The organism is Pseudomonas sp. MPDS (genome assembly GCF_013283895.1).
GTDB classification, from domain to species: domain Bacteria; phylum Pseudomonadota; class Gammaproteobacteria; order Pseudomonadales; family Pseudomonadaceae; genus Aquipseudomonas; species Aquipseudomonas rhizophila.
Window position 1 is genome coordinate 1,680,901 of record NZ_CP054128.1, and the last position, 22,659, is coordinate 1,703,559.

Below are 22,659 nucleotides of genomic sequence, written 5' to 3' on the forward strand. Positions count from 1 at the left end.
GCTCGCGATAGCGGAGTGTCAGGCAACATCTCTATTGGCTGTTACGCCGCTATCGCGAGCAGGCTCGCTCCCACAGAGGATGCGGAGGGCTGGTAGATCGCCCTCCGCTCAGGTCAAGCGTAGCTTTCGATCGACGGGCAGGCGCAGACCAGGTTGCGGTCGCCGAACACGTTGTCGACCCGGCCCACCGGCGGCCAGTATTTGCCGTCGATCAACGACGCCACCGGGTACACCGCTTGTTCGCGGCTATAGGGGTGGGTCCACTCGCCGACGATTTCCGCGGCGGTGTGTGGGGCGTTTTTCAGCGGGTTGTCGTCTTTGTCCAGGCTGCCGTTTTCCACCGCACGGATTTCTTCGCGGATGCAGATCATGGCGTCGCAGAAGCGGTCCAGTTCTTCCTTGGATTCGCTTTCGGTCGGCTCGATCATCAGCGTACCGGCCACTGGGAACGACATGGTCGGGGCGTGGAAGCCGAAGTCGATCAGGCGCTTGGCCACGTCATCGACGCTGATGCCGCTGCTGTCCTTGAGCGGGCGCAGGTCGAGGATGCATTCGTGGGCCACCAGGCCGTTGCTGCCGGAGTAGAGCACTGGGTAGTGTTCTTCCAGACGGCGGGCAATGTAGTTGGCGTTGAGGATTGCCAACTGCGAGGCACGCTTGAGGCCCGCACCGCCCATCATGCGGATGTACATCCAGGTGATCGGCAGGATGCTTGCGCTGCCAAATGGCGCCGCGCACACCGCGCCTTCCTTGCGCGCCATGTTGGCGTGGCCCGGCAGGAACGGTGCCAGGTGGGACTTGACGCCGATCGGGCCGACACCCGGGCCGCCACCGCCGTGAGGAATGCAAAAGGTCTTGTGCAGGTTCAGGTGCGACACGTCGCCACCGAACTTGCCCGGGGCGCAGAGGCCGACCATGGCGTTCATGTTGGCGCCGTCGATGTACACCTGGCCGCCGTTGTCATGAATGATCCCGCAGATTTCGCGGATGCCTTCCTCGAACACACCGTGGGTGGACGGGTAGGTGATCATCAGCGCCGCGAGGTGTTCGCGGTGCTCGGTGGCCTTGGCCCGCAGGTCTTCGATGTCGACGTTGCCGCGAGCATCGCAGGCGGTCACGACCACACGCATGCCGGCCATGTTGGCGGTGGCCGGGTTGGTGCCGTGGGCCGACGATGGGATCAGGCAGATATCGCGACGGTCTTCGCCACGGCTCTGGTGATAGGCGCGGATCGCCAGCAGACCGGCGTATTCACCCTGGGAACCGGCGTTTGGTTGCAACGACACCGCGTCGTAACCGGTGGCAGCGCAGAGCATGGCTTCCAGTTCGTCGGTCAGTTGCTGGTAGCCGGCGCTCTGTTCGGCGGGGGCGAATGGGTGCAGGGCGCCGAACTCGGCCCAGGTCACCGGGATCATTTCGCTGGCGGCGTTGAGTTTCATGGTGCAGGAACCCAGCGGGATCATGGTGCGATCCAGGGCCAAGTCCTTGTCGGCGAGCTTGCGCAGGTAGCGCATCAGCTCGGTTTCGGAGTGATAGCGGTTGAACACCGGGTGGCTGAGGACCGCCGACTGGCGCACCAGCTCGGCCGGGATACGGCTTTGCACGGTGGCGGCCAGGGCGGCGAAGTCCGGCAGGGCCTTGCCGTCGGCCAACAGGCTCCACAACGTTTCGACGTCAGCCTGGCAGGTGGTTTCGTCCAGGGACAGGCCCAGGCGTTCAGCGTCCACCACGCGCAGGTTGATGCGCTGGGCACGCGCCTTGTCGTGCAGGGCGGTGGTTTGCGCGCCGGTGTGCAGGGTCAGGGTGTCGAAAAAGCTGTCCTGCTCGACAGCCAGGCCCAACGCGCCCAGGCCCTTGGCGAGGATCGCGGTGAGGTGGTGGATGCGGTTGGCGATTTGAGTCAGGCCTTTAGGGCCGTGATACACGGCGTACATGCTGGCGATGTTGGCCAGCAAGACCTGGGCGGTGCAAATGTTGCTCGTGGCTTTCTCGCGACGGATGTGTTGTTCGCGGGTCTGCATCGCCAGGCGCAAGGCCGGCTTGCCGAAACGGTCCACGGAAACACCCACAAGGCGGCCCGGCATATCGCGCTTGAAGGCATCCTTGGTAGAGAAATACGCCGCGTGTGGGCCGCCAAAGCCCAATGGCACGCCGAAGCGCTGGGCGCTGCCGATGGCCACGTCGGCGCCGAACTCACCCGGTGCCGTCAGCAGGGTCAGGGCCAGCAGGTCTGCGGCGACAGCGACCAGGGCGTTGGCGGCATGGAAGCGTTCGGTCAGTTCACGGTAATCGAACAGGTCACCGTTGCTGGCTGGGTATTGCAACAGCGCGCCGAAGAAACTGCCGACATCGGTCAGTTCGCGTTCGTCGCCCACGACCACGTCGATGCCCAAGGGCTCGGCACGGGTGCGCAGCACATCAAGGGTTTGCGGGTGGCAATGGCGGGAAGCGAAGAAGGCATTGCTGCCCTTGTTCTTGCTCAGGCGCTTGCAGAAGGTCATGGCCTCCGCGGCGGCGGTGGCTTCGTCCAGCAAGGATGCGTTGGCGATCGGCAGGCCGGTCAGGTCGCTGATCAAGGTCTGGAAGTTCAGCAGTGCCTCGAGACGGCCCTGGGAAATTTCCGGCTGGTAAGGGGTGTAGGCGGTGTACCAGGCCGGGTTTTCCAGCAGGTTGCGCAGGATCGGCGCTGGCGTGTGGCAGTTGTAGTAGCCCTGGCCGATGTAGGTCTTGAACAGTTGGTTCTTGCCAGCGATGGCCTTGATCGAGGCCAGTGCATCGGCTTCGCTCTGGCCGTCGCCCATGTCCAGCACGCTGGTGCCCTTGATGCTTTCCGGAATGACGCTGGCGCTCAACGCTTCCAGGGAGTCGTAGCCCAGGCGCTCGAGCATGGCTTGCTCGTCGCTGGCTCGCGGGCCGATGTGGCGGGCGATGAATTCGTTGGCGGTGCCGAGATTAACGGTCATGTTGCGCTCCTCAGGCTTCGGCGTTGGCTTTGATCAGGCGGTCATAGGCGTCCTGATTCAGCAGTTGGTCAACTTGGGTGGCGTCGGCGGGCTTGAATCGGAAAAACCAGCCTTCGCCCAGCGGATCTTCGTTGACCAGTTCCGGATTGCTTTCCAGGGCCGGGTTCACTTCCAGCACTTCTCCGTCCAGCGGCATGTACACACCGCTGGCGGCTTTCACCGATTCCACGGTAGAGGCTTCGTCACCCTTGGCGTAGCTTTGCAGTTCCGGTAACTGAACATAGACCACATCGCCCAAGGCGTTCTGGGCAAACGCGGTAATACCGACGGTAACGCTGCCGTCGGCTTCAGTGCGCAGCCATTCGTGATCTTCAGTGAAACGCAACTCGCTCATGGAAACTCCTGGGGCCAGATTCGTCTGGTGGACGCGAAGAAAGGCGCGGGGCTTGGCCCGGCCGAATGGTTATATCCTTAGCAAGAATGCGGCCAATGATAATAAATACTTATATATCAATGGCTTACTTGGTTCTGTCGAGCGCAGGTTGTATTGAGCTGTAGCGAAATCGCTACAGCTATACGCCTGGAAAAAATCGTTGTGGGATCAAAGCCTTGCGCGGCGCAGCTTAGCGCCAGGTGTATCGATATCGTTCCGCTGTAGCGCTTTCAGTACAGGTGGAGGTCGTTTTTGAGCCAGGTTCCAGGTACGCCGCAGGTCCCAATGTGGGAGCGAGCCTGCTCGCGATAGCGGTGGGTCAGCCAGCACGGATATTGACTGATACATCGCTATCGCGAGCAGGCTCGCTCCCACAGAGGGCAGCAGCGTGCTTACGGCTTGCCGGAAATCCCGTATTTACGCAACCGATGGGCAATCGCTGTATGGGAGGTTTGCAGGCGGCTGGCGAGCTGGCGGGTCGAGGGGTAGTTGACGTAGAGGCTTTCGAGCAGATGTTTTTCGAAGGCTTCCACCGCTTGCTCAAGGCTTTCGACTTCCACGTCACCCTGGCGCGCCACAGACGTGCCGGCAATGTCCAGGTCGCCAATGTCCACCAGGCTGCTTTCACAGATGGCCGCGGCGCGGAAGATCACGTTCTGCAATTGCCGCACATTGCCCGGCCAGCGGTTGCCCAGCAGCGCCGGGTAGGTGCCGGGGGCCAAGCGGCAGACCGGGCGCTGGATTTGCGCACAGGCCTGCTGCATGAAGTAGCGCGCCAGCAGCAAGATGTCCTGGCCGCGTTCACGTAGCGGCGGCACTTCGACGTTGAGCACGTTCAGGCGATAGAACAGGTCTTCGCGGAACGAACCTTCGCTGACCATTTTTTCCAGGTTGCGGTGGGTCGCGCTGAGGATTCGCACGTTGACCTTGATTTCCCGGTCGCCGCCGACCCGACGGAAGCTGCCATCGTTCAAGAACCGCAGCAGCTTGGCTTGCAGGTAGGGCGACATCTCGCCGATTTCATCGAGAAATACCGTGCCCTGGTTCGCCAGTTCCATCAGCCCCGGCTTGCCACCCCGTTGCGCGCCGGTGAAGGCGCCGGGGGCGTAGCCGAACAGTTCACTTTCGGCCAGATTCTCCGGCAGCGCCGCACAGTTCAGGGCCAGGAACGGCGCGCCGTGGCGGGCACTGATGGCATGGCAGGCCCGGGCCACCAGCTCTTTGCCCGTGCCGGTTTCGCCCTGGATCAGCAACGGTGCATCCAACGCCGCTACCCGCTGGGCCCGGGCCTTGAGGGTGCGGATCGCCGGGGATTCGCCCAGCAACGCGTCAAACCCTTCGGCGTGGTCGTGGTGCAGCGCCGATAGGCGTTCGCCGATGCGGTTTGGCTGATAGAGGGTCAGCAACGCACCGGCGTTTGTAATGGGCGTGGCGTCCAGCAGTAAGGTCTGGCCGTTGAGGGTGATTTCCCGAAGCGGCAGGCGGAAACCATTCTCCAGCAGAGCGACCAACAGGGCTTCGTCACCGAACAGCTCGGCAACGCTTTCCCCGGCCGGTTCACGCCCGTACAGGGCGATCAACGCCGGGTTGGCCAGCAATACGTGGCCGGCGCTGTCGAGGGCCAGTACCGGGTCGGTCATGGCCGCGAGCAGGGCGTCGAGCTGCAAATGCCGACGCTGGCCGGGCAGGATGTCCACCACGGTGACCGCCTGCACGCCCCGCACGCTGAACAGCGCCTCGCGTAATTCGTCCAGCACCTGCGGGCTGAGGGTCGGGGCATCGATGTAGACGTTGGGCGGCACCATCTCCACCGCATCCAGATTGAGATTGCGCCCACCGAGCAGCGCCAGGACTTCCTGGGTAATGCCGACGCGGTCGATGAAACTGACGTGGATACGCATGGGGCGGTTCTGGGTTCTGGAATACGGAGGGTGGCAAGTATGCCTTGGGGCGGGCTATTGGTGAAATCCTGGTGCAGGGTCAAGGATATACACCGATCTCTATTGTGGGAGCGAGCCTGCTCGCGATAGCGCAGGGTCAGTCCACATCTCCATTGGCTGTTGCACCGCTATCGCGAGCAGGCTCGCTCCCACAGGAGGTTGGCGGTGGGGCGGCTATCGTTTACAACCCAATATCCCACTCCGGCCTCTCGGGAAACTTCAGCACCAAAAAATCCAGCAGGCTGCGCAGCGCCGACGGCATGTGTTTGCGTGAGGCATACACCGCGTACATGTTCATCCGGCGGGGTTCGGCGTGGGGCAACAGGCGGATCAGTTCGCCGTTCTTGATGTGCGTGCCGGCCTGGTAGCTGGGCAGCATCGCCACGCCCGCACCGGCTATCGTGGCCTGCAGCAATGTGCTGGCCTCGTTGGCGCTGATGTTGCCCTGCACCGGCACCGAGACCTGCTCGCCGTCCTGCTCGAAATGCCACAGGCTCTTGCCGACGTAGGAGTGGGTCAGGCAGTTGTGCCGGCTCAAATCCTCGACCCGTTGGGGCGTTGGGTGTTCACGCAGGTAGCCGGGCGAGGCGCAGATCACCGAGCGACAGACTGTGAGGCGCCGGGCGATCAGGTTCGGGTCCAGGTCGTTGCTCATGCGGATCGCCAGGTCGATGCGCTCGTCCACCAGGTTCACGGTGCGGTCGAGCATTTGCAGGTCGACGCTGACCCCTGGGTAGCGCACGACGAACTCGGTCATGGCTGCCGCCAATTGGGCTTGGCCGAACGAGGTGCTGGCGCTGATGCGCAGCATACCCCGTGGCGCATCGTCCGACGTACTGACGGCGGCCTGCATGTCGCCGGACAGATCCAGCATCTGCCGACAGCGCGGCAGGATCTCCAAACCCGCGGCCGTCAGGCTCAATTTGCGAGTGGTGCGGTGCATCAGTCGGGCACCAACCCAGTCTTCCAGTTCCGCCAGATACCGTGACACCACCGGTCGTGACAGGTCCAGGTGTTCGGCTGCTGCCGACTGACTGCCCAGTTCCACCACGGCGACGAACACTTGCATTGCTTGTAGACGATCCATGATTTGCCCGATTTCAGAAACAAACTATGTCCAAGCATCGCATTTTTTGAAACGAGTCAGGTCCCTAAGCTGCGCTCATTCCCAATCGGGCTTATGCACAACGGAGCACAACATGACCGGATCCACCTTATTCAAGCGTCTGCTGCTGACCAGCGCTTCGATGATTTTTGCGGCCAACACCTGGGCAGCCGACCTTGCCCTGGAGGTCTACAACCCTGGCGCGACGGCCGTTTTCCCGGTGACCTCGGTATTGGTCAGTGGGGAAAAAGAAGTGGTGTTGGTGGACGCCCAGTTCGGCAAGTCCCAGGCCGAACAGGTGGTGCAGAAAATCCGCGCCAGCGGCAAGCAATTGACCACGATCTACATCAGCCACGGCGATCCCGACTACTATTTTGGTCTGGAGACCCTGACCGCCGCGTTCCCGGATGCCAAGGTGCTGGCCTCTGCGCCGACCGTCGAACACATCAAGCACACCATGGACGGCAAGTTGAAATATTGGGGGCCGATCCTCAAGGGCGATGCGCCGAGCAAAGCGATCGTACCCCAGGTACTCAAGGGAGACAGCCTGACCCTGGAGGGCAAGCGCTTGCAGATCATCGGTCTTGATGGCCCGCAACCGGACCGTAGCTTCGTGTGGATCCCGTCGATCAAGGCGGTGGTCGGCGGCGTCGTGGTGGCCGAGAACATTCACGTCTGGATGGCCGACACGCAGACGCCGCAGTCCCACAAGGATTGGCTGGCGACGCTGGAGGGCATTGAAAAACTGCAACCGAACACTGTGATTCCCGGCCATTACCTGGGTGATAGTGCCCGGTCCCTGGCTCCGGTGAAATTTACCGCCGAGTACATCAAGGCCTTCGACGAAGAAACCGCCAAAGCCAAGGACTCCGCCGCCCTGATCGCCGCCATGAAGCAGCGCTACCCCGATCTGGGGGAAGACAGCTCCCTGGAGCTCAGTGCCAAGGTGGCCAAGGGTGAGATGAAGTGGTGAATACCGATCTTTGATCAGAGCACCGTTGTGGCGAGGGGATTTATCCCCGCTGGGTTGCGCAGCAACCCCAAAACAGGCGAAGCGCTCCGTCTGATAAACCTCAATGTCAGCTATAGGGCTGCTACGCAGCCCAGCGGGGATAAATCCCCTCGCCACAAGAGCCTGTATTTCAACATCGCTAACCAATGGAGAACATCATGAGCAAAATCGCAATCATCGGCGCCACCGGTCGGGCCGGCAGCCAGTTGTTGGAAGAAGCCCTGCGTCGTGGCCACAGCGTGACGGCCATTGCCCGTAACACGGCCAAGATCGGTAAGAGGGCCGGTGTGGTCAGCCAGCAGTTGGATGTATTGGACAGCGAGGCCTTAATCGCAGCGGTAGCCGGTCATGATGTGGTGATCTGCGCCGCCCATTTCGCCACCGTGCCGGCCGACAAGGTCATCGCCCCAATCAAGGCTGCCGGGGTCAAGCGCTTGCTGGTGGTGGGCGGGGCCGGTTCGTTGCTGCTGCCGGACAATAGCCGTGTGATCGACAGCGAAGGCTTCCCTGAGGAATACCTCGCCGAAGCCAGCGCCGGAGCATTATTCCTGGACGTGCTGCTCAAGGAACAGGACCTGGACTGGACCTTCCTCTCGCCCTCGGCGGAGTTCGTCGAGACCGAGCGCACCGGTCAGTTCCGTATCGGCAAGGATCACCTGCTGTTCGACGCCGCCGGGCGCAGTTGGATCAGCTTTGCCGATTACGCCATTGCAATGATCGATGAAGTGGAGACGCCGCAGTTTTCGCGGCAGCGCTTTACCGTCGGTTATTGAACCACTGGTTTGGACAGGCGCTCCTGCGGGGTCAGCTGTGGAGTCTCATCCACACGCTGACCAGCACCGTCGCCGCCATCAGCCAAGCCACCGCCGCCACGGCCAGAGAAGCCTCCAGACGCATCCGGTCGACCATCACATACAGCGTCGCCAGGTAGACGAAGTAGGGGATGATCGACCACATGCCAAACACGATGGTGGTTTTCAGATCGTCCACCGAGCGGCCCTTGCCAACAATGTAGTGGGCGATCAGGGCGAAGGTGGGAAACAGTGGCACCAGCCCGGCGATGTAATAGTTCTTGGTCTTGGCGAGCATCGCCAGGATGACCACCACGGCGGCACCGAGCGCTGCTTTGAAAATCAGGTCCACAGGTTTACTGCCCCAGGTTAATGGCTCAGGCCATATTTTTTGACTTTGTCGAACAGCGTGGTCTTGGCCATGCCCAGTTCGAGACTGGCCTGGGTCAGATTGCCACCGCTGCGTTGCAGAGCGTCCACCAGCAGGTTGCGTTCGAAGGCTTCCACCGCTTCGGCGAAGGCCAGGCCCTGGCTGGCGCCGCTGGCCCCCGACTTCTTGAAGGCCGGCAGGCCGAGTGCATAGCGCTCGGCGACGTTGCGCAGTTCCCGCACGTTGCCCGGCCAGTCGTGGCTCATCAGGTTGGAAAGCGTCTGGTTGTCCAGCTCCGGCACCGTGCGGTCGAAGCGCAGGGACGACTGCTGCAGAAAATGCTCGAACAGTTGCAGAATGTCTTCGCGGCGCTCGCGCAGGGGCGGCAGTTCCAGGGTCACCACGTTGAGGCGGTAATACAAGTCGCTGCGAAACTGCCCGGCCCGGCCCAGTTCGTCCAGGTCGGACTTGGTGGCGGCGATGACCCGGCAATCCACGGCCACACTCTGGTTCGAACCCAGCCGCTCGAGGGTGCGTTCCTGCAACACCCGCAGCAACTTGATCTGCAAGGGCAGGGGCATGCTTTCCACTTCATCGAGAAACAGCGTGCCGCCGTCGGCGTGCTCGATCTTGCCGATCCGTCGTTTACCGGCGCCGGTAAAGGCGTTGGCTTCGTGGCCGAAAATCTCGCTTTCGAACAGGTTCTCCGGCAGGCCGCCGCAGTTGAGCGCGACGAATTGTTTGCTGTGACGTCGGCTGAAATCGTGCAGGCAGCGCGCGACCAGTTCCTTGCCGGTGCCGGTTTCACCCTCGATCAGCACGTTGGCCGAGGTGTCGGCTACGTTGGCGATCAGTTCTCGCAGGTGCTGCATGGCCGGTGAACGGCCGATGATCCGGCCTTCCAGGGAGTCGCGTTCGGCCAGTTGCCGGCGCAGCGATGAAACCTCCCGGGCCAGGCTGCGTTGCTCCAGGGCGCGGCGGGCGACGTCCACCAGGCGTTCGGGGGAGAAGGGTTTCTCCATGAAGTCATAGGCGCCTTTTTGCATGGCGCCGACGGCCATGGAGATGTCGCCGTGGCCGGTGATCAGCACCACCGGCAGGCTGCGGTCCCGGGCCTTGAGGCGGGTCAGCAGCTCCAGGCCATCGATGCCCGGCAGGCGAATGTCGCTGATGACGATGCCGGCAAAGTCATCGCCGACCCGCTCCAGGGCCTCTTCGGCGCTGCCCACGCCGATGCAGGGAATGTCTTCCAGGGACAGGGCCTGCTGGCAACCCAGCAGGACATGGGGGTCGTCTTCGACGATCAGTACGCTCAGGTCGTTATTCATGGCTGCTCGGCAGGTAAAGGGCTTACCAACGGTAAACTGAGGGCAAACGTGGTTCCACCTTCGGCCGGGTGTTCGACCTCCAGATGCCCGCCCGCGGCGGCGGCCAGGCTCGCCGAAAGAGTCAGGCCCAGGCCCAGGCCCTGTTCGCCGGGTTTGGTGGTGAAGAAGGGTTCGAACAAATGCTTGCGCGCCTCGGGATCGATGCCATGGCCGTTGTCCCGCACCCGCAGGCGATATTTGCCATCCGAGGCAGTGCCTTCAAGCCACAGCCGCGGCTCGGGTTGGCTCTGCATGGCGTCCAGGGCGTTGCCGATCAGGTTCACCAGGATTTGTTCAAGACGCGTCTGGTCGATCTGTACCTGCACGTCATCGTAACCGGCATGCACCTGGATCTTCAGGCTTTCGAGGCGGCCGCCCAGCAGTTGCAGCGCGGCTTCGACCGCCTTGCCGAGGCTGGCCCGGCCCTGATCGTCCCCGCGCCGGGCGAAGGAGCGCAGGCTGGCGGTGATCCGGCCCATGCGGTCGATCAGGTCGTTGATGGTCTTGAGGTTGGCGCTGGCGATATCCAACTGGCCCCGCTCAAGAAAGCGTACGGTGTTGCCGGACAGGGTACGCAGCGCGGCCAGCGGCTGGTTGAGTTCATGGGCGATGCTGGTGGACATCTGGCCAATGGCGGCGAGTTTGCCAGCCTGCACCAGTTCGTCCTGGGCCCGGCGCAACGTCTCTTCGGCCTGCCGCCGTTCGCGGATCTGGCCCTTGAGCCGTTCATTGCTGGCCCGCAGGTCGGTGGTGCGTTCGGTAATCCGACGTTCGAGCTGGTTGTTGGCTTCCTGCAAGGCCTCCCGGGCAGCGAGGCGAGTGGCGATGACCTTGCGCCGCTCGTTCCAGGCGATCAGCAGGAAAGCCACCAGGGCGAAGGCCACGGCCACCAGGATGCCCTGGTTGATTGCCTGGCGACGCAGGTCTTCAAGTGGCGTCAGCAGGGTGAAATTCCAGGGTGTGTCGCTCAGGGGACGGGTCTGTGACAGATAGCTGATGGGCCGCTCGTCGGACACCAGTTCGGCGTTGGCCGGGAAGGTCAGTTTTTCCATGCCTTCGGCCAGGCGTTCCCGAGCCAGGGGAACCAGCTCGTTCAGTGGGAACCAGTAATACTGCAGGCTGCGGGCCAGGCGCTCTTTGGTTTCGTCGCTCAGCGGTCGCACGGACTTGAGCCGCCGCGCCGGATCGCTGGACAAAATGATGATGCCATTCTCGTCGCTGACGAAGGCTTCCAGGCGCGCGCGCTGCCAGCGCTCTTCCATGGCTTCCAGGCGCACTTTGACCACCGCCACGCCGATGATCTTGCCCTGCTGTTCCAGACCATGGGCCAGGTAATAACCAGGCTCGCCGCTGGTGCTACCGATGCCATAGAAGCGCCCGGGCTGACCGCGTACGGCGTTCTGGAAATAGGCGCGAAAGGACAGGTCTTCACCCAGGTAACTGTCGACGTCGCGCCAGTTGCTGGTCGCCATGACCCGGCCTGTGGTGTCCATCACATAAATGGCCCGACTGCGGCTGCGCCGGTTCAGGCCTTCGAGGTATTCGTTGACGGTCTTGCGATGCTCGGGCGTGGGGTCGTCGAGCAGTTGCGATACGCTGGATTCAAGCTCCAGCAGGCTGGGCAGGTAGGTGTATTTGCTGATCTCGCTCTCGACCGCACGGGCGTGCAGCTCCAACTGGCGCTCGCCGTTCTCGCCCAGGCTGCGAATGCCGTAGTGCTCACTGATCCAGAAGCCGAGGTAACCCAGGCCGATCATCAGGGCAATGATCAGCGGCGGCAGGAACAGATGGCGAATCAGACGAGGCTTCACGGCGAGTGATGGCGGCGCGGCGCGATAGAGAGTGGGGTCGCATTTCATCACAGAAGCCTTGGGTCAACCACAACACAAATCGACAAACCAACACTGCTCCCTTGTGGGAGCGAGCTTGCTCGCGATGACTGCTGATCAGTCGACAATAAGGTGACTGGCAGTCCGCTATCGCGAGCAAGCTCGCTCCCACAGTGGGGAGCGGTGTTGTTTAGTGCTGCAGGATTTTCTCAAGGAAATGCTGCGCACGTTCGGAGCGGGCGCTGATGTCGCCGAAGAACTCTTCCTTCTCGCAGTCTTCGATGATCTGGCCCTGGTCCATGAAGATCACCCGGTTCGCCACTTTGCGGGCGAAGCCCATTTCGTGGGTCACGCACATCATGGTCATGCCTTCGTGGGCCAGTTGCACCATCACGTCGAGCACTTCGTTGACCATTTCCGGGTCAAGGGCCGAGGTCGGTTCGTCGAACAGCATCACGATCGGGTCCATCGCCAGGGCACGGGCAATCGCCACGCGCTGCTGTTGGCCGCCGGAGAGCTGGCCCGGGTGCTTGTGGGCATGGGCCGACAGGCCGACCCGCTCAAGCAGTTGCAGGCCTTTCTGGGTGGCTTCTTCCTTGCTGCGGCCCAGCACCTTGATCTGGGCGATGGTCAGGTTTTCGGTGATGGTCAGGTGCGGGAACAGCTCGAAGTGCTGGAACACCATGCCAACGCGCGAGCGCAGTTTCGGCAGGTTGGTCTTCGGGTCGGCGATGGACGTACCGTCGACCACGATGTCGCCTTTCTGGAACGGCTCCAGGGCGTTCACGCATTTGATCAACGTGGACTTGCCCGAACCCGACGGGCCGCACACCACCACAACTTCTCCCTTGCTGACCTCGGTGCTGCAATTGGTCAGTACCTGGAAGTCCCCATACCACTTGTTGATGTTCTTGATAGAGATCATACGGCGAACCTTTTTTGCAGACGCTTGACCAGCAGCGAGGCGGCAAAGCTGATTGTGAAGTACACGAGACCTGCGATGATCAGGAACTCATGGGAGCGGCCGATGATGTCGCCATTGGCCCGCGAAGCATTGAGGAAATCCACCAGACCGACGGTGTAGACCAGCGAGGTGTCCTGAAACAGGATGATGCTTTGTTGCAACAACAGCGGGGTCATCTTGCGAAACGCCTGGGGCAGGATGATCAGGCGCATGGTCTGGCCATAATTCATGCCCAGCGCCTGGGCGGCGCCCATCTGACCCTTGGGGATCGACTGCACGCCGGCCCGCACGATTTCGCAGAAGTAGGCCGCCTCGAACATCATGAACGCCACGACGCAGGAGCCAAACGCACCGATAGGGGTGTCTTCGCCGGTGATCCAGCGCAGAACGAACGGCACCGCCAGGTAGAACCAGGTGATGACCAGCAGCAGCGGGATCGAGCGGAAATAGTTGACGTAGGCGCCGGCAATGCTGGAGATCAGCTTGTTGTGGGACAGGCGCATCAGCGCCAGGATAGTCCCCAGGATGATCCCGCCAACGACGCCCAGGGCCATCAGCTTGAGCGTCATCACCATGCCGTTCCACAAACCGGGAATGGCCGGGATGATGCCAGTGAAGTCGAGTTCCATTATTTACCCCCCACGGAAATCAGGCCGGGCACCGCGACTTTCTTCTCGACCATGCGCATGAGCAGCATCAGGCTCATGTTCAGGGTGAAGTAGATCAGTGTCGCCAGGGTGAAGGCTTCGAACAGGTTGGCGGAGAACTCGGCGGTCTGTTTGGTCTGTGCAAGCAATTCCATCAGACCGATCAGCGAGGCCACGGAGGAGTTCTTGAAGACGTTCAAGAATTCCGAGGTAAGCGGCGGAATGATGATCCGGTAGGCCTGGGGCAGCAGGACGTTCCAGTAGATTTGCGGCAGCTTGAAGCCCATGGCCCGTGCGGCGGATTCCTGGCCGCGCGGCAGCGCCTGAATACCAGTACGAACTTGTTCGCAGACCCGCGCGGCGGTAAACAGGCCCAGGCACACGACGACGCTCAGATAGGCCGAGGTCGTGGGGTTCAGGTCCTGCTTGTACCACTCCTGCAGGTCCGCAGGCAGCAAGTCGGGCACCAGGAAGTACCAGATGAACAGCTGAACCAGCAGCGGTACGTTACGAAAGAGCTCCACGTAGCCGGTGGCGATACCCGACACCAGCCGGTTCGGCACGGTGCGCATCACGCCCAGAACCGAACCCAGCAGTAGGGCGATGATCCAGGCCGCGACGGCGATGGCGATGGTCCAGCCCAGGCCGGCCACGTACCAGTCGAGATAAATCTCGCTGCCGATGCCGGTGGACTTGAAGAACACGCCCCAGTCCCAGTTGTAATTCATTAGGGTCTCCCCTCAGATCGATCGATATGCAAATACCCGCCTGGGGAAGCTCCATTCCCACCTGACCCTTGAAGGGCAGGCACACACGATCGGCTCGACAGCCACCGGTTCGAGTGTTTCCAGATATGCCAGCAGGGAGTGACCATCCCCTGAAAGCGCAAAAGCACTTCCAGGGGACAAGGTTAGTCAGGAATCAGGATTTCTTTTCGTCGGCCGCTTTGTCGGTCGGTTCGGCGATCAGTTTCTTGAGCTCTTCGCTCATCGGGAAGTTCAGGTTCAGGCCTTTTGGCGGAATTGGCTGCATGAACCATTTTTCGTAGATCTTGTTGATTTCGCCAGAAGCGTAGGTGGCCTTGATGGCGTCATCGACGGCTTTTTTGAACGGCTCGTCGCCCTTGCGCATCATGCAACCGTAGATTTCGAAGGACTGCGGGGTACCGGTCACGGCCCAGTCGCCTGGTTTCTTGGCCTTGGCCATTTCACCGGCCAGCAAGGCGTCGTCCATCATGAAGGCAACGGCACGACCGCCTTCGAGCATGTTGAACGATTCGCCGTGGTCCTTGGCCGAGATCACGTTCATGCCCATCTGCTTGTCGGCATTCATGGACTTGAGGATGCGCTCGGACGTGGTGCCGGCGGTGGTCACGACGTTTTTGCCCTTGAGGTCGTCGAAGTCCTTGTACTTGGAGTCCTTCTTGGACAGCAGCTTGGTGCCGATCTCGAAGATGCCAACGGAGAAATCAACCTGCTGTTGACGCTCGACGTTGTTGGTGGTGGAGCCGCATTCCAGGTCGACGGTGCCGTTTTGCACCAGTGGGATACGGGTTTGCGAGGTCACCAGGTTGTACTTGACCTGCAGGTTCGGCACGTCCAGTTCTTTTTTCAGGGCTTCGACGACTTTCAGCTGAATGTCGTGGGAATAGCCGACCGGTTTGCCGGAGGCGTCCGCGATATAGGAAAACGGAATGGAAGCGTCGCGATGCCCGAGCGTGATGACGCCGGACTCTTTGATCTTTTTCAGCGTACCGGTCAGTTCGGCAGCGAAAACCGGGGTGCTGATCAGAGCGGCAGCAATGGCTGCGCCCAGGAGATGGGGAACGATGCGCATCGATATTTCCTCGACATTGTTTTTCTTATTCAGCCGGTTCGTCGGCCCTGAGTGCTTCGAAGTACCTGGCAGCTCCTGTTGTGTTGGCATGCAGGCATTCGTCTCGAAGGAGTGTAGAGCATGAGTCGTGCCAGACCAGTTGGCTAACATTAACTATTTGTTTTTAAACGTAATTAATCTTTTTTCTGATTTTTTCCACAGGCTGTTTATCCGGTTGGCCGAATTGACTGGTGAGTCTTGTTCGGAAAACCGAATGCATTCCGGCCTCTCCATGTCTTGTGAGAGCGAGCCTGCTCGCGATAGCGGTCTGCCTGGCGAGACTTATGTTGAAGTTGATGGCCTCATCGCGAGCAGGCTCGCTCCCACAGAGGGCGGCGGTGTATGCCAGATAGCAAAAAGCCCCTGAATCGCCAGATTCAGGGGCTTTCGTATAAGCGGTTAACCGATCAGGCCGCTTCGATCTTGCGACGGTTGTGCTCCACCTTGTCCAGGTATTGCTGCAGCTTCTGCTGTTCGGCCGCGGTGGTGAACAAGCCAAGTTTGCTGCGGCGCCACAGGATATCGTGGGCATCGATGGCCCATTCATCGCTGCACAGGTAGTCGACTTCCCGGGTGTAGAGGCCCGCTCCGATGTATTCGCCCATGTCACCGAGGTTGTGCACGCCTTCAAGCATGCGCCAGGTGCGGCTGCCATAGGTGGTGGCCCAGCGACGGGCAAGCTCGGTCGGCACCCAGTCGAATTTGTCACGAATCGCCGAGCACAGCGCTTGCGGGGTGGTCATGTTTTCGCCGCCGGGGAGGGTAGCTACGGCAGTCCAGCTGGGGCGCATCTGGGTAAAATACGGGGCCAACTGCGCCATGGCCGATTCGGCCAGTTTGCGGTAGGTGGTCAGCTTGCCGCCGAACACCGACAGCAGCGGGGCTTCGTCCGCACTGCCCGACAGCGCCAGGGTGTAGTCCCGGGTGACGGCCGATGGGTTGTCGGATTCATCGTTGCACAACGGCCGAACACCGGAATAGCTGTGCAGGATATCGTCGCGGCTGATCTGCTTCTTGAAGTGCGCGTTGACCACTTTGAGCAAATAATCGGTTTCGCCCTCGGTGATCGCCACTTTGGCCGGGTCGCCGGTGTATTCGCGGTCGGTCGTGCCGATCAAGGTGAACTGGTTCAGATACGGAATGGTGAAGACGATGCGCTGGTCTTCGTTCTGAAGAATGTGCGCGTGCTCGCCTTCGTAGAGTTTCGGCACGATCAGGTGGCTGCCCTGGATCAGACGAATGCCGTAAGGCGACTCCAGCTTCAGGTCGTCGCGAATGAACTTGGCAACCCAAGGACCGGCCGCGTTGACCAGCGCCTTGGCGCGGATCGAAAACAGGCTGCCGTCGGCGCGTTCCAGATGCAAATGCCACAAACCTTTACTGCGACGGGCGTTCACGCAACGTGTGCGAGTGTGGACATGGGCGCCTTTTTCCCGGGCGGCCATGGCGTTGAGCACCACCAGGCGCGCATCGTCGACCCAGCAGTCGGAGTATTCAAAGCCTTTGGTAATCTCGCTTTTCAGCGCGCTGTCGGCGCCGAATTTCAGGCTTTTGGAACCGGCAAGTTGTTCGCGCTTGCCCAGGTGATCGTAGAGGAACAGGCCGGCGCGAATCATCCAGGCGGGGCGCAAGTGCGGACGATGGGGCAAGACGAAGCGCATCTGCTTGACGATGTGCGGAGCCTTGGTCAACAGCACTTCGCGCTCGGCCAGCGCTTCGCGCACCAGACGGAATTCGTAATGTTCGAGGTAGCGCAGGCCGCCATGGATCAGCTTGCTGCTGGCCGAGGAGGTGTGGCTGGCCAGGTCGTCCTTTTCGCAAAGGAACACCGAGAGGCCGCGACCCGCTGCGTCTGCGGCAATCCCCACGCCGTTGATCCCGCCGCCAATGACGGCGACGTCGTAAACCTCAGCGAGAGGGGGCGTAGGCAAGGTAGAAGTGGGCATCGGCTGGCCTCGGGCTTTTTTTCGAAATATTTGAATTCGAACATTAATGTTCATTTGCGAAAATACTAGCCCATAAACTCGGCAACAGCCAGCAGACTTCGATTGAAAATACTGATCAAAGGAAGCTGAAAGGAAAATTTTCGAACATGAAGCGGGTCGCTGATATGGTCGGAGATGCTTTTGTGGCGAGGGGATTTATCCCCGCTGGGCTCACAGCAGCCCTAAAGCCAGGCGACTCGGTATATGAGGCAAATTGAGTTGACTGTATTGGGGCCGCTGCGCAGCCCAAGCGGGGATAAATCCCCTCGCCACAGGGTTTCGGGGGGGGCTCAGACCACTTCCAACCGAATCTTGTGCTGGCTCAGCAATTGCGCCAGGGCCGGCACGGGTTGCTGATCGGTCACCAGGCAGTCGATCAGGCTGATCGGTCCCAGCCTGACCATGGCGTTGCGCCCGAATTTGCTGGAGTCCGCCGCCAGCAGCACCTGCCGGGCGTTGGCGATGATCGCCTGGGAGACCCGCACTTCCTGGTAGTCAAAATCCAGCAGGCTGCCGTCTTCATCGATCCCGCTGATGCCCACCAGGGCGAAGTCGACCTTGAACTGGTTGATGAAGTCGACGCTGGCCTGGCCTACCACGCCTCCGTCGCGTCTGACATTTCCACCTGCGATCAGGACTTCGAAGTCGTCCTTGGCGCTGAGGATCGAAGCTACGTGCAGATTGTTGGTGATGACCTTCAGGTGGTTGTGATTGAGCAGCGCCCGGGCGATGGATTCGGTGGTGGTGCCGATGTTGATGAACAGCGAGGCATGGTCAGGGATCTGGGCGGCAATGGCTTCGGCGATGCGTTGCTTCTCGTCGCGCATCTGATCGGCGCGCATGGCGTAGGCGGTGTTCTCAACGCTCGAATCATAGGCCGCGCCGCCGTGGTAGCGACGCAGCAGGTTCAATTCCGCCAATTGATTGATGTCGCGGCGGATGGTCTGCGGGGTGACAACGAATAGCTGCGCCATTTCCTCGATGCTGACGTAGCCGCGTTCGCGGACCAGTTCGAGGATTTGCTGCTGACGGGGAGGCAGATTCATGGGGCTTCCTTTGGGCTGCCATACAAAATTTGCCCATGATGCCGCAGGAATCCCCTCCCGACCAGTTTCACGACCCTCGTCGTACCCAGCTTCGGCTTATTCAGCGTCTTCGTGAGGTTCCCAGTCGCGGGTGCGGCTGACCGCTTTCTGCCAGCCGGCGTAGAGTTTTTCCTTGGCCTGCTCGTCCAGTTGCGGTTCGAATTCGCGCTCGATCACGGCCTTGCCGCGCAGTTCTTCCAGGCTGCCCCAGAAACCACACGCCAGGCCGGCCAGATACGCGGCGCCCAAAGCCGTGGTTTCCCGCATTTTAGGGCGTTCGACCCGGGTGCCGAGAATGTCCGCCTGGAACTGCATCAGGAAGTTGTTCGCTACCGCGCCGCCGTCCACGCGCAGGGCCTTGAGGCGTTCGCCCGAATCCTGTTGCATGGCGTCGAGTACGTCGCGGGTCTGGTAGGCAATCGACTCCAGCGCTGCACGAATGATGTGGTCGACCCGCACGCCGCGGGTCAGGCCGAACAGCGCGCCACGGGCATAGGGGTCCCAGTAGGGGGCGCCCAGGCCGGTGAAGGCCGGTACCAGGTACACGCCGTTGCTGTCCTTGACCTTGTTGGCGAAGTATTCGGTGTCGAGGGCGTCATTGATGATTTTCAACTCATCGCGCAGCCACTGCACGGTGGAGCCGCCGTTGAATACCGCGCCTTCCAGGGCATAGGCCACTTCGCCGCGAGGACCGCAGGCGATGGTGGTGAGCATGCCATGATTGGATTTGACGGCTTTGTCGCCGGTGTTCATCAACAGGAAGCAGCCGGTGCCATAGGTGTTTTTCGCCTGACCTGGCTCCACGCACATCTGGCCGAACAGGGCGGCCTGCTGGTCGCCGGCGATGCCACCGATGGCGATGCCGCTCTTGGTGCGGCCATAGACTTCCGAGGACGACTTCACTTGCGGCAACATTTCGCGAGGGATGTCGAGAATCTCGAGCATCTTCGCGTCCCACTCCAGCGAGTGAATATTGAAGAGCATGGTGCGCGAGGCGTTGGTGTAATCGGTGACGTGGACTTTGCCGCCGGTAAATTTCCAGATCAGCCAGCTGTCCACGGTGCCAAACAGCAGTTCGCCGTTACGTGCGCGTTCGCGGCTGCCCTCGACGTTGTCCAGGATCCACTTGAGCTTGGTGCCGGAGAAATACGGGTCGGTGACCAGGCCGGTGGTTTCGCTGATGTACGGTTCGTGGCCGTCACGCTTGAGTTGCTGGCAGATCTCGGTGCTACGTCGGCACTGCCAGACAATGGCGTTATAGATCGGCCGGCCGGTGGTCTTGTCCCAGACCACGGTGGTTTCGCGCTGGTTGGTGATGCCGATCGCGGCGACCTGGTCATGATGCAGGCCAGCCTGGGCCAAGGCTTCGACCATCACCGCGCTCTGGGTGGCGAAGATTTCCATCGGGTCGTGTTCGACCCAGCCGGCCTGGGGGTAATGCTGGGCGAATTCGCGCTGGGCGGTGCAGACCACATTGGCGTCGCGGTCGAAAATGATCGCCCGCGAGCTGGTCGTACCCTGGTCGAGGGCAATGATGTAGTTCTTGTTCTGAATGTCGGTCATGTCGATTGCCTTGGGACGTGAATAAGGGGTGAGGCCTGGCGCACGCTTGAGCGGGCAGAGTGTGCGCCGATTGTTTCAGGATGTTCTGGGTTTGCCGTCAATGGCCGGTTTTGCATCCTTTGTAACAGCCACGGCGCTGGGCAGATGGCGGGCAATCAACCCGCGATAGGCCGCAGCGCCCAGGCATGCACCCACGATCGGTGCAAAAATCGGAACCAGGAAGTACGGGATGTCGCGTCCACCCGTGAGGGAAATTTCACCCCACCCGGTGAAGAAAGTCATTAGTTTAGGGCCGAAGTCTCGCGCCGGATTCATCGCGAAGCCCGTCAGCGGTCCCATCGAGCTGCCAATTACCGCGATCAGCAGGCCGATCAGCAGTGGCGCCAGCGGGCCGCGGGGCAGGCCATTGTTGTCATCGGTCAGGGACATGATCACGCCCATCAGAATGGCGGTGATGATCACCTCCACCAGAAACGCCTGGCCAGTGGACAGCGCCGGGTGTGGATAAGTGGAGAACACCGAGGCCAGTTCAAGGCTGGCTTCTGAGCCACGAATCATTTGCCGGGACTGTTCGAAATCGAAGAATAGATTGCTGTACAGCGTGTAGACCAGCAGCGCGCCACAAAAGGCGCCGGCCACCTGGCAAATAATGTAGAAGGGCAACTTACGCTTTTCAAAGTCGGTGAAAATACACAGCGCGATGCTGACGGCGGGGTTCAGGTGTGCGCCGGAAACGCCGGCACTGAGGTAGATCGCCATGCTGACACCGACACCCCAGATGATACTGATTTCCCACAGACCGAAACTCGCACCCGCGACCTTGAGCGCTGCAACGCAGCCAGTGCCGAAGAAAATCAGCAGGGCAGTCCCCAGGAATTCGGCCAGGCATTGGCTGGAAAGGGGTGGCTGTTGTAAAGCAATTGTCATTCGAACCTCGGTTTTTGTTGTTGTCTGGCGCGTCCGGTAAAGCCCGATCGCGCGTTCAGCGCCGAGGCAGGATCCTCATCCTGAACTCGGGGTGTTGGTTGAGACCTGAATTTCTGTTTTCAGTTTCGAAAAAATATAGACAAGAAACGCTGGTGTCAAAGGTCGAAAGTGAACCATTGGTCACATTTAAACTATTCGTGGTGTGAATGACTGTTTCGCTCACGCTAAGTCACTGGGGTTGGCAGCCCAGTTCCAGCGCCTTTTGGCCGACGATGACTTAGAATCCGGCCACGCTTATTCGAATTTCCTCAGGAGCGATCATGACCCCGGCATTGGATCTGCTTAAAAAGGTGCGCGCCGAGCATCGCATTCACAGTTATGAACACGATCCCAAGGCAGCCTCCTATGGTTTGGAAGCGGCAGAAAAGCTTGGACTGGATCCGGCGCAGGTCTTCAAGACGTTGTTGGCAGCCAGCGAAAAACACGAGTTGTTGGTGGCGGTGGTGCCCGTGGTCGGCAGCCTGGATTTGAAAGCCCTGGCCCATGCCGCCGGCGTAAAGAAAGTCGAGATGGCCGACCCCGCGGCCGCCCAGCGTTCGACCGGTTATCTGCTCGGTGGTATCAGTCCATTGGGGCAGAAAAAACGTCTTCGCACTTTTATCGACAGTTCTGCCCAGCCGTTCGCCAGCATCTTTGTCAGTGCCGGAAGGCGCGGGCTGGAGGTAGAGCTGGCGCCTGCGGTACTGGCCGAGCATACCGGGGCGGCGTTTGCGGATATCGGGCGTGCTTGAAACCGGCGCAGGGCGTGAGCAAGTACCGTTGTCATAATGGTGTCGGGCTTAGGCTTGGGTGGCTGCCGGGGCCTTCGTCCTGGGCTGTAGGGTGAAAATTCGTCGGATCTGTCACTGGAAAAGCAGTAGCTGGGCACTCATGCTCATGCATCAATAACAAGGAGAAGTGCCATGCAGCTTGCGTTTCATCAAGTCGATGCGTTCAGTGATCGGCCGTTTGGCGGCAATCCGGCGATGGTCTATCGGCTCGACGCCTGGCTGGCCGATGACTTGATGCAAAGGATCGCCGCCGAACATAACCTGGCTGAAACGGCCTTTCTGGTGCGTGAAGGCCAGCATTGGCATATCCGCTGGTTCACGCCCACCACCGAGGTACCGTTGTGCGGGCATGCCACCTTGGCCAGCGCCCATGTGCTGTTCGAGGTCTATCACGAAACCGTCGAGCGACTGGACTTCATCTGTCGATCCGGGGCGTTGAGCGTCACTCGCGAAGGTGATCGGCTATGGCTGGATTTTCCAGCCATCGTCCCCAGCGAGTTGGGTGCATCCCTGGTGGTCCAGGCTGCCCTGGGCGTGGAAGCGGTGGACGTGTTGAGCTCCAACGAACTGTTCGTCGTGCTGGAGTCGGAGCAGGCGGTGCTCGATTGCAAGCCGGACATGGCGGCCCTGGCGAAGCTGCCGTGGCCGGGCGCAATCGTGACTGCGCCGGGAAGCCGGCATGATTTTGTCTCGCGTTATTTCGCCCCGGCGATTGGCATCAATGAAGATCCGGTCACGGGCTCGACCCATTGCAGCCTGATTCCTTACTGGTCTCGGCGCTTGGGCAAGCTGGGGCTGACGGCTTATCAGTGCTCGGCCAGGGGCGGCGAACTGTTCTGCCGACTTGAGGGAGAGCGGGTGAAGATTGGCGGGAATGCGACGTTGGTGGCCAGTGGGACGTTGATGTTGGGGGGAGCCGGTAACCTCATCTCAAATCTCTGAGGTCAAAATGTGGGAGCGAGCCTGCTCGCGA

Annotated in this window: 19 protein-coding genes; 4 read left to right on the forward strand and 15 right to left on the reverse strand. The window is 60.9% G+C overall.

What is annotated here, in order from left to right:
* Positions 1-113: 113 nt before the first annotated feature.
* From gcvP to HQ912_RS07265, 4 genes are all read right to left on the reverse strand, one after another.
* Positions 114-2,963, reverse strand: coding sequence for an aminomethyl-transferring glycine dehydrogenase (gene gcvP / locus HQ912_RS07250; protein ID WP_047227045.1), 2,850 nt, complete (start codon positions 2,961-2,963; stop codon positions 114-116).
* 10 nt (positions 2,964-2,973) lie between these two features.
* Positions 2,974-3,357, reverse strand: a complete 384-nt coding sequence (gene gcvH / locus HQ912_RS07255) for a glycine cleavage system protein GcvH (RefSeq protein ID WP_047227044.1) — start codon at positions 3,355-3,357, stop codon at positions 2,974-2,976.
* Between the two features lie 431 nt (positions 3,358-3,788).
* Positions 3,789-5,297 (reverse strand): sigma-54-dependent transcriptional regulator, encoded by a 1,509-nt coding sequence (locus HQ912_RS07260; protein WP_047227043.1) that lies wholly within the window; start codon positions 5,295-5,297, stop codon positions 3,789-3,791.
* 220 nt (positions 5,298-5,517) lie between these two features.
* Entirely contained in the window at positions 5,518-6,423 is a 906-nt protein-coding gene (locus HQ912_RS07265) for a LysR family transcriptional regulator (protein WP_107321983.1), read from the reverse strand.
* 112 nt (positions 6,424-6,535) lie between these two features.
* Between HQ912_RS07265 and HQ912_RS07270 the strand changes: the two genes are divergently transcribed.
* Both HQ912_RS07270 and HQ912_RS07275 read left to right on the forward strand, forming a co-directional pair.
* Positions 6,536-7,414, forward strand: a complete 879-nt coding sequence (locus HQ912_RS07270; protein WP_107321984.1) for an MBL fold metallo-hydrolase — start codon at positions 6,536-6,538, stop codon at positions 7,412-7,414.
* Positions 7,415-7,611: 197 nt separating this feature from the next.
* Complete coding sequence (locus tag HQ912_RS07275) at positions 7,612-8,226, forward strand: NAD(P)-dependent oxidoreductase (RefSeq protein ID WP_047227040.1); 615 nt, start codon at positions 7,612-7,614, stop codon at positions 8,224-8,226.
* 31 nt (positions 8,227-8,257) lie between these two features.
* Here HQ912_RS07275 and HQ912_RS07280 read toward each other — a convergent pair whose 3' ends face one another.
* The 11 genes from HQ912_RS07280 to HQ912_RS07330 form a co-directional block, all read right to left on the reverse strand.
* A complete protein-coding gene (locus HQ912_RS07280; protein ID WP_173407518.1) occupies positions 8,258-8,587 on the reverse strand; it encodes a GlpM family protein in 330 nt (109 codons plus the stop codon).
* A 26-nt stretch (positions 8,588-8,613) separates the two neighbouring features.
* Positions 8,614-9,942 (reverse strand): sigma-54-dependent transcriptional regulator, encoded by a 1,329-nt coding sequence (locus HQ912_RS07285; RefSeq protein WP_047227038.1) that lies wholly within the window; start codon positions 9,940-9,942, stop codon positions 8,614-8,616.
* On the reverse strand, positions 9,939-11,840 hold the full coding sequence (locus tag HQ912_RS07290) for a sensor histidine kinase (protein ID WP_047227037.1): 1,902 nt from the start codon (positions 11,838-11,840) through the stop codon (positions 9,939-9,941). The genes HQ912_RS07285 and HQ912_RS07290 overlap by 4 nt, the downstream gene beginning before the upstream one ends.
* Positions 11,841-12,000: 160 nt before the next feature.
* Positions 12,001-12,735: an amino acid ABC transporter ATP-binding protein gene (locus tag HQ912_RS07295; RefSeq protein WP_047227036.1), complete on the reverse strand. Its 735-nt coding sequence runs from the start codon at positions 12,733-12,735 to the stop codon at positions 12,001-12,003.
* Entirely contained in the window at positions 12,732-13,403 is a 672-nt protein-coding gene (locus HQ912_RS07300; protein ID WP_047227035.1) for an amino acid ABC transporter permease, read from the reverse strand. Before HQ912_RS07300 ends, HQ912_RS07295 begins: the two co-directional genes overlap by 4 nt.
* Positions 13,403-14,149, reverse strand: coding sequence for an amino acid ABC transporter permease (locus HQ912_RS07305; protein WP_047227034.1), 747 nt, complete (start codon positions 14,147-14,149; stop codon positions 13,403-13,405). The genes HQ912_RS07300 and HQ912_RS07305 overlap by 1 nt, the downstream gene beginning before the upstream one ends.
* A 193-nt stretch (positions 14,150-14,342) precedes the next feature.
* Positions 14,343-15,257, reverse strand: a complete 915-nt coding sequence (locus tag HQ912_RS07310; protein WP_047227033.1) for a glutamate/aspartate ABC transporter substrate-binding protein — start codon at positions 15,255-15,257, stop codon at positions 14,343-14,345.
* A 446-nt stretch (positions 15,258-15,703) separates the two neighbouring features.
* Positions 15,704-17,242: a glycerol-3-phosphate dehydrogenase gene (gene glpD / locus HQ912_RS07315; RefSeq protein WP_173406630.1), complete on the reverse strand. Its 1,539-nt coding sequence runs from the start codon at positions 17,240-17,242 to the stop codon at positions 15,704-15,706.
* Between the two features lie 329 nt (positions 17,243-17,571).
* Complete coding sequence (locus HQ912_RS07320) at positions 17,572-18,327, reverse strand: DeoR/GlpR family transcriptional regulator (protein WP_047227030.1); 756 nt, start codon at positions 18,325-18,327, stop codon at positions 17,572-17,574.
* A 96-nt stretch (positions 18,328-18,423) separates the two neighbouring features.
* Entirely contained in the window at positions 18,424-19,929 is a 1,506-nt protein-coding gene (gene glpK / locus HQ912_RS07325; RefSeq protein WP_047227029.1) for a glycerol kinase GlpK, read from the reverse strand.
* A 75-nt stretch (positions 19,930-20,004) separates the two neighbouring features.
* Positions 20,005-20,856, reverse strand: coding sequence for an MIP/aquaporin family protein (locus tag HQ912_RS07330; protein ID WP_047227028.1), 852 nt, complete (start codon positions 20,854-20,856; stop codon positions 20,005-20,007).
* Positions 20,857-21,176: 320 nt separating this feature from the next.
* Between HQ912_RS07330 and ybaK the strand changes: the two genes are divergently transcribed.
* Together ybaK and HQ912_RS07340 are read left to right on the forward strand one after the other, a co-directional pair.
* Positions 21,177-21,647, forward strand: a complete 471-nt coding sequence (gene ybaK, locus HQ912_RS07335) for a Cys-tRNA(Pro) deacylase (RefSeq protein ID WP_076383708.1) — start codon at positions 21,177-21,179, stop codon at positions 21,645-21,647.
* Positions 21,648-21,818: 171 nt separating this feature from the next.
* Complete coding sequence (locus HQ912_RS07340; protein ID WP_047227026.1) at positions 21,819-22,628, forward strand: PhzF family phenazine biosynthesis protein; 810 nt, start codon at positions 21,819-21,821, stop codon at positions 22,626-22,628.
* Positions 22,629-22,659 lie beyond the last annotated feature (31 nt).

What these genes read in the sequence shown, in the direction of transcription:
- HQ912_RS07260 (WP_047227043.1), bottom strand. Translation starts at nt 5,297, where the DNA reads ATGCGTATCCACGTCAGTTTCATCGACCGCGTCGGCATTACCCAGGAA.
- HQ912_RS07275 (WP_047227040.1), top strand. Translation starts at nt 7,612, where the DNA reads ATGAGCAAAATCGCAATCATCGGCGCCACCGGTCGGGCCGGCAGCCAG.
- HQ912_RS07305 (WP_047227034.1), bottom strand. Translation starts at nt 14,149, where the DNA reads ATGAATTACAACTGGGACTGGGGCGTGTTCTTCAAGTCCACCGGCATC.
- HQ912_RS07330 (WP_047227028.1), bottom strand. Translation starts at nt 20,856, where the DNA reads ATGACAATTGCTTTACAACAGCCACCCCTTTCCAGCCAATGCCTGGCC.
- gcvP (WP_047227045.1), bottom strand. Translation starts at nt 2,963, where the DNA reads ATGACCGTTAATCTCGGCACCGCCAACGAATTCATCGCCCGCCACATC.
- HQ912_RS07300 (WP_047227035.1), bottom strand. Translation starts at nt 13,403, where the DNA reads ATGGAACTCGACTTCACTGGCATCATCCCGGCCATTCCCGGTTTGTGG.
- HQ912_RS07285 (WP_047227038.1), bottom strand. Translation starts at nt 9,942, where the DNA reads ATGAATAACGACCTGAGCGTACTGATCGTCGAAGACGACCCCCATGTC.
- glpK (WP_047227029.1), bottom strand. Translation starts at nt 19,929, where the DNA reads ATGACCGACATTCAGAACAAGAACTACATCATTGCCCTCGACCAGGGT.
- ybaK (WP_076383708.1), top strand. Translation starts at nt 21,177, where the DNA reads ATGACCCCGGCATTGGATCTGCTTAAAAAGGTGCGCGCCGAGCATCGC.
- gcvH (WP_047227044.1), bottom strand. Translation starts at nt 3,357, where the DNA reads ATGAGCGAGTTGCGTTTCACTGAAGATCACGAATGGCTGCGCACTGAA.
- HQ912_RS07265 (WP_107321983.1), bottom strand. Translation starts at nt 6,423, where the DNA reads ATGGATCGTCTACAAGCAATGCAAGTGTTCGTCGCCGTGGTGGAACTG.
- HQ912_RS07270 (WP_107321984.1), top strand. Translation starts at nt 6,536, where the DNA reads ATGACCGGATCCACCTTATTCAAGCGTCTGCTGCTGACCAGCGCTTCG.
- HQ912_RS07320 (WP_047227030.1), bottom strand. Translation starts at nt 18,327, where the DNA reads ATGAATCTGCCTCCCCGTCAGCAGCAAATCCTCGAACTGGTCCGCGAA.
- HQ912_RS07310 (WP_047227033.1), bottom strand. Translation starts at nt 15,257, where the DNA reads ATGCGCATCGTTCCCCATCTCCTGGGCGCAGCCATTGCTGCCGCTCTG.
- HQ912_RS07340 (WP_047227026.1), top strand. Translation starts at nt 21,819, where the DNA reads ATGCAGCTTGCGTTTCATCAAGTCGATGCGTTCAGTGATCGGCCGTTT.
- glpD (WP_173406630.1), bottom strand. Translation starts at nt 17,242, where the DNA reads ATGCCCACTTCTACCTTGCCTACGCCCCCTCTCGCTGAGGTTTACGAC.
- HQ912_RS07290 (WP_047227037.1), bottom strand. Translation starts at nt 11,840, where the DNA reads ATGAAATGCGACCCCACTCTCTATCGCGCCGCGCCGCCATCACTCGCC.
- HQ912_RS07295 (WP_047227036.1), bottom strand. Translation starts at nt 12,735, where the DNA reads ATGATCTCTATCAAGAACATCAACAAGTGGTATGGGGACTTCCAGGTA.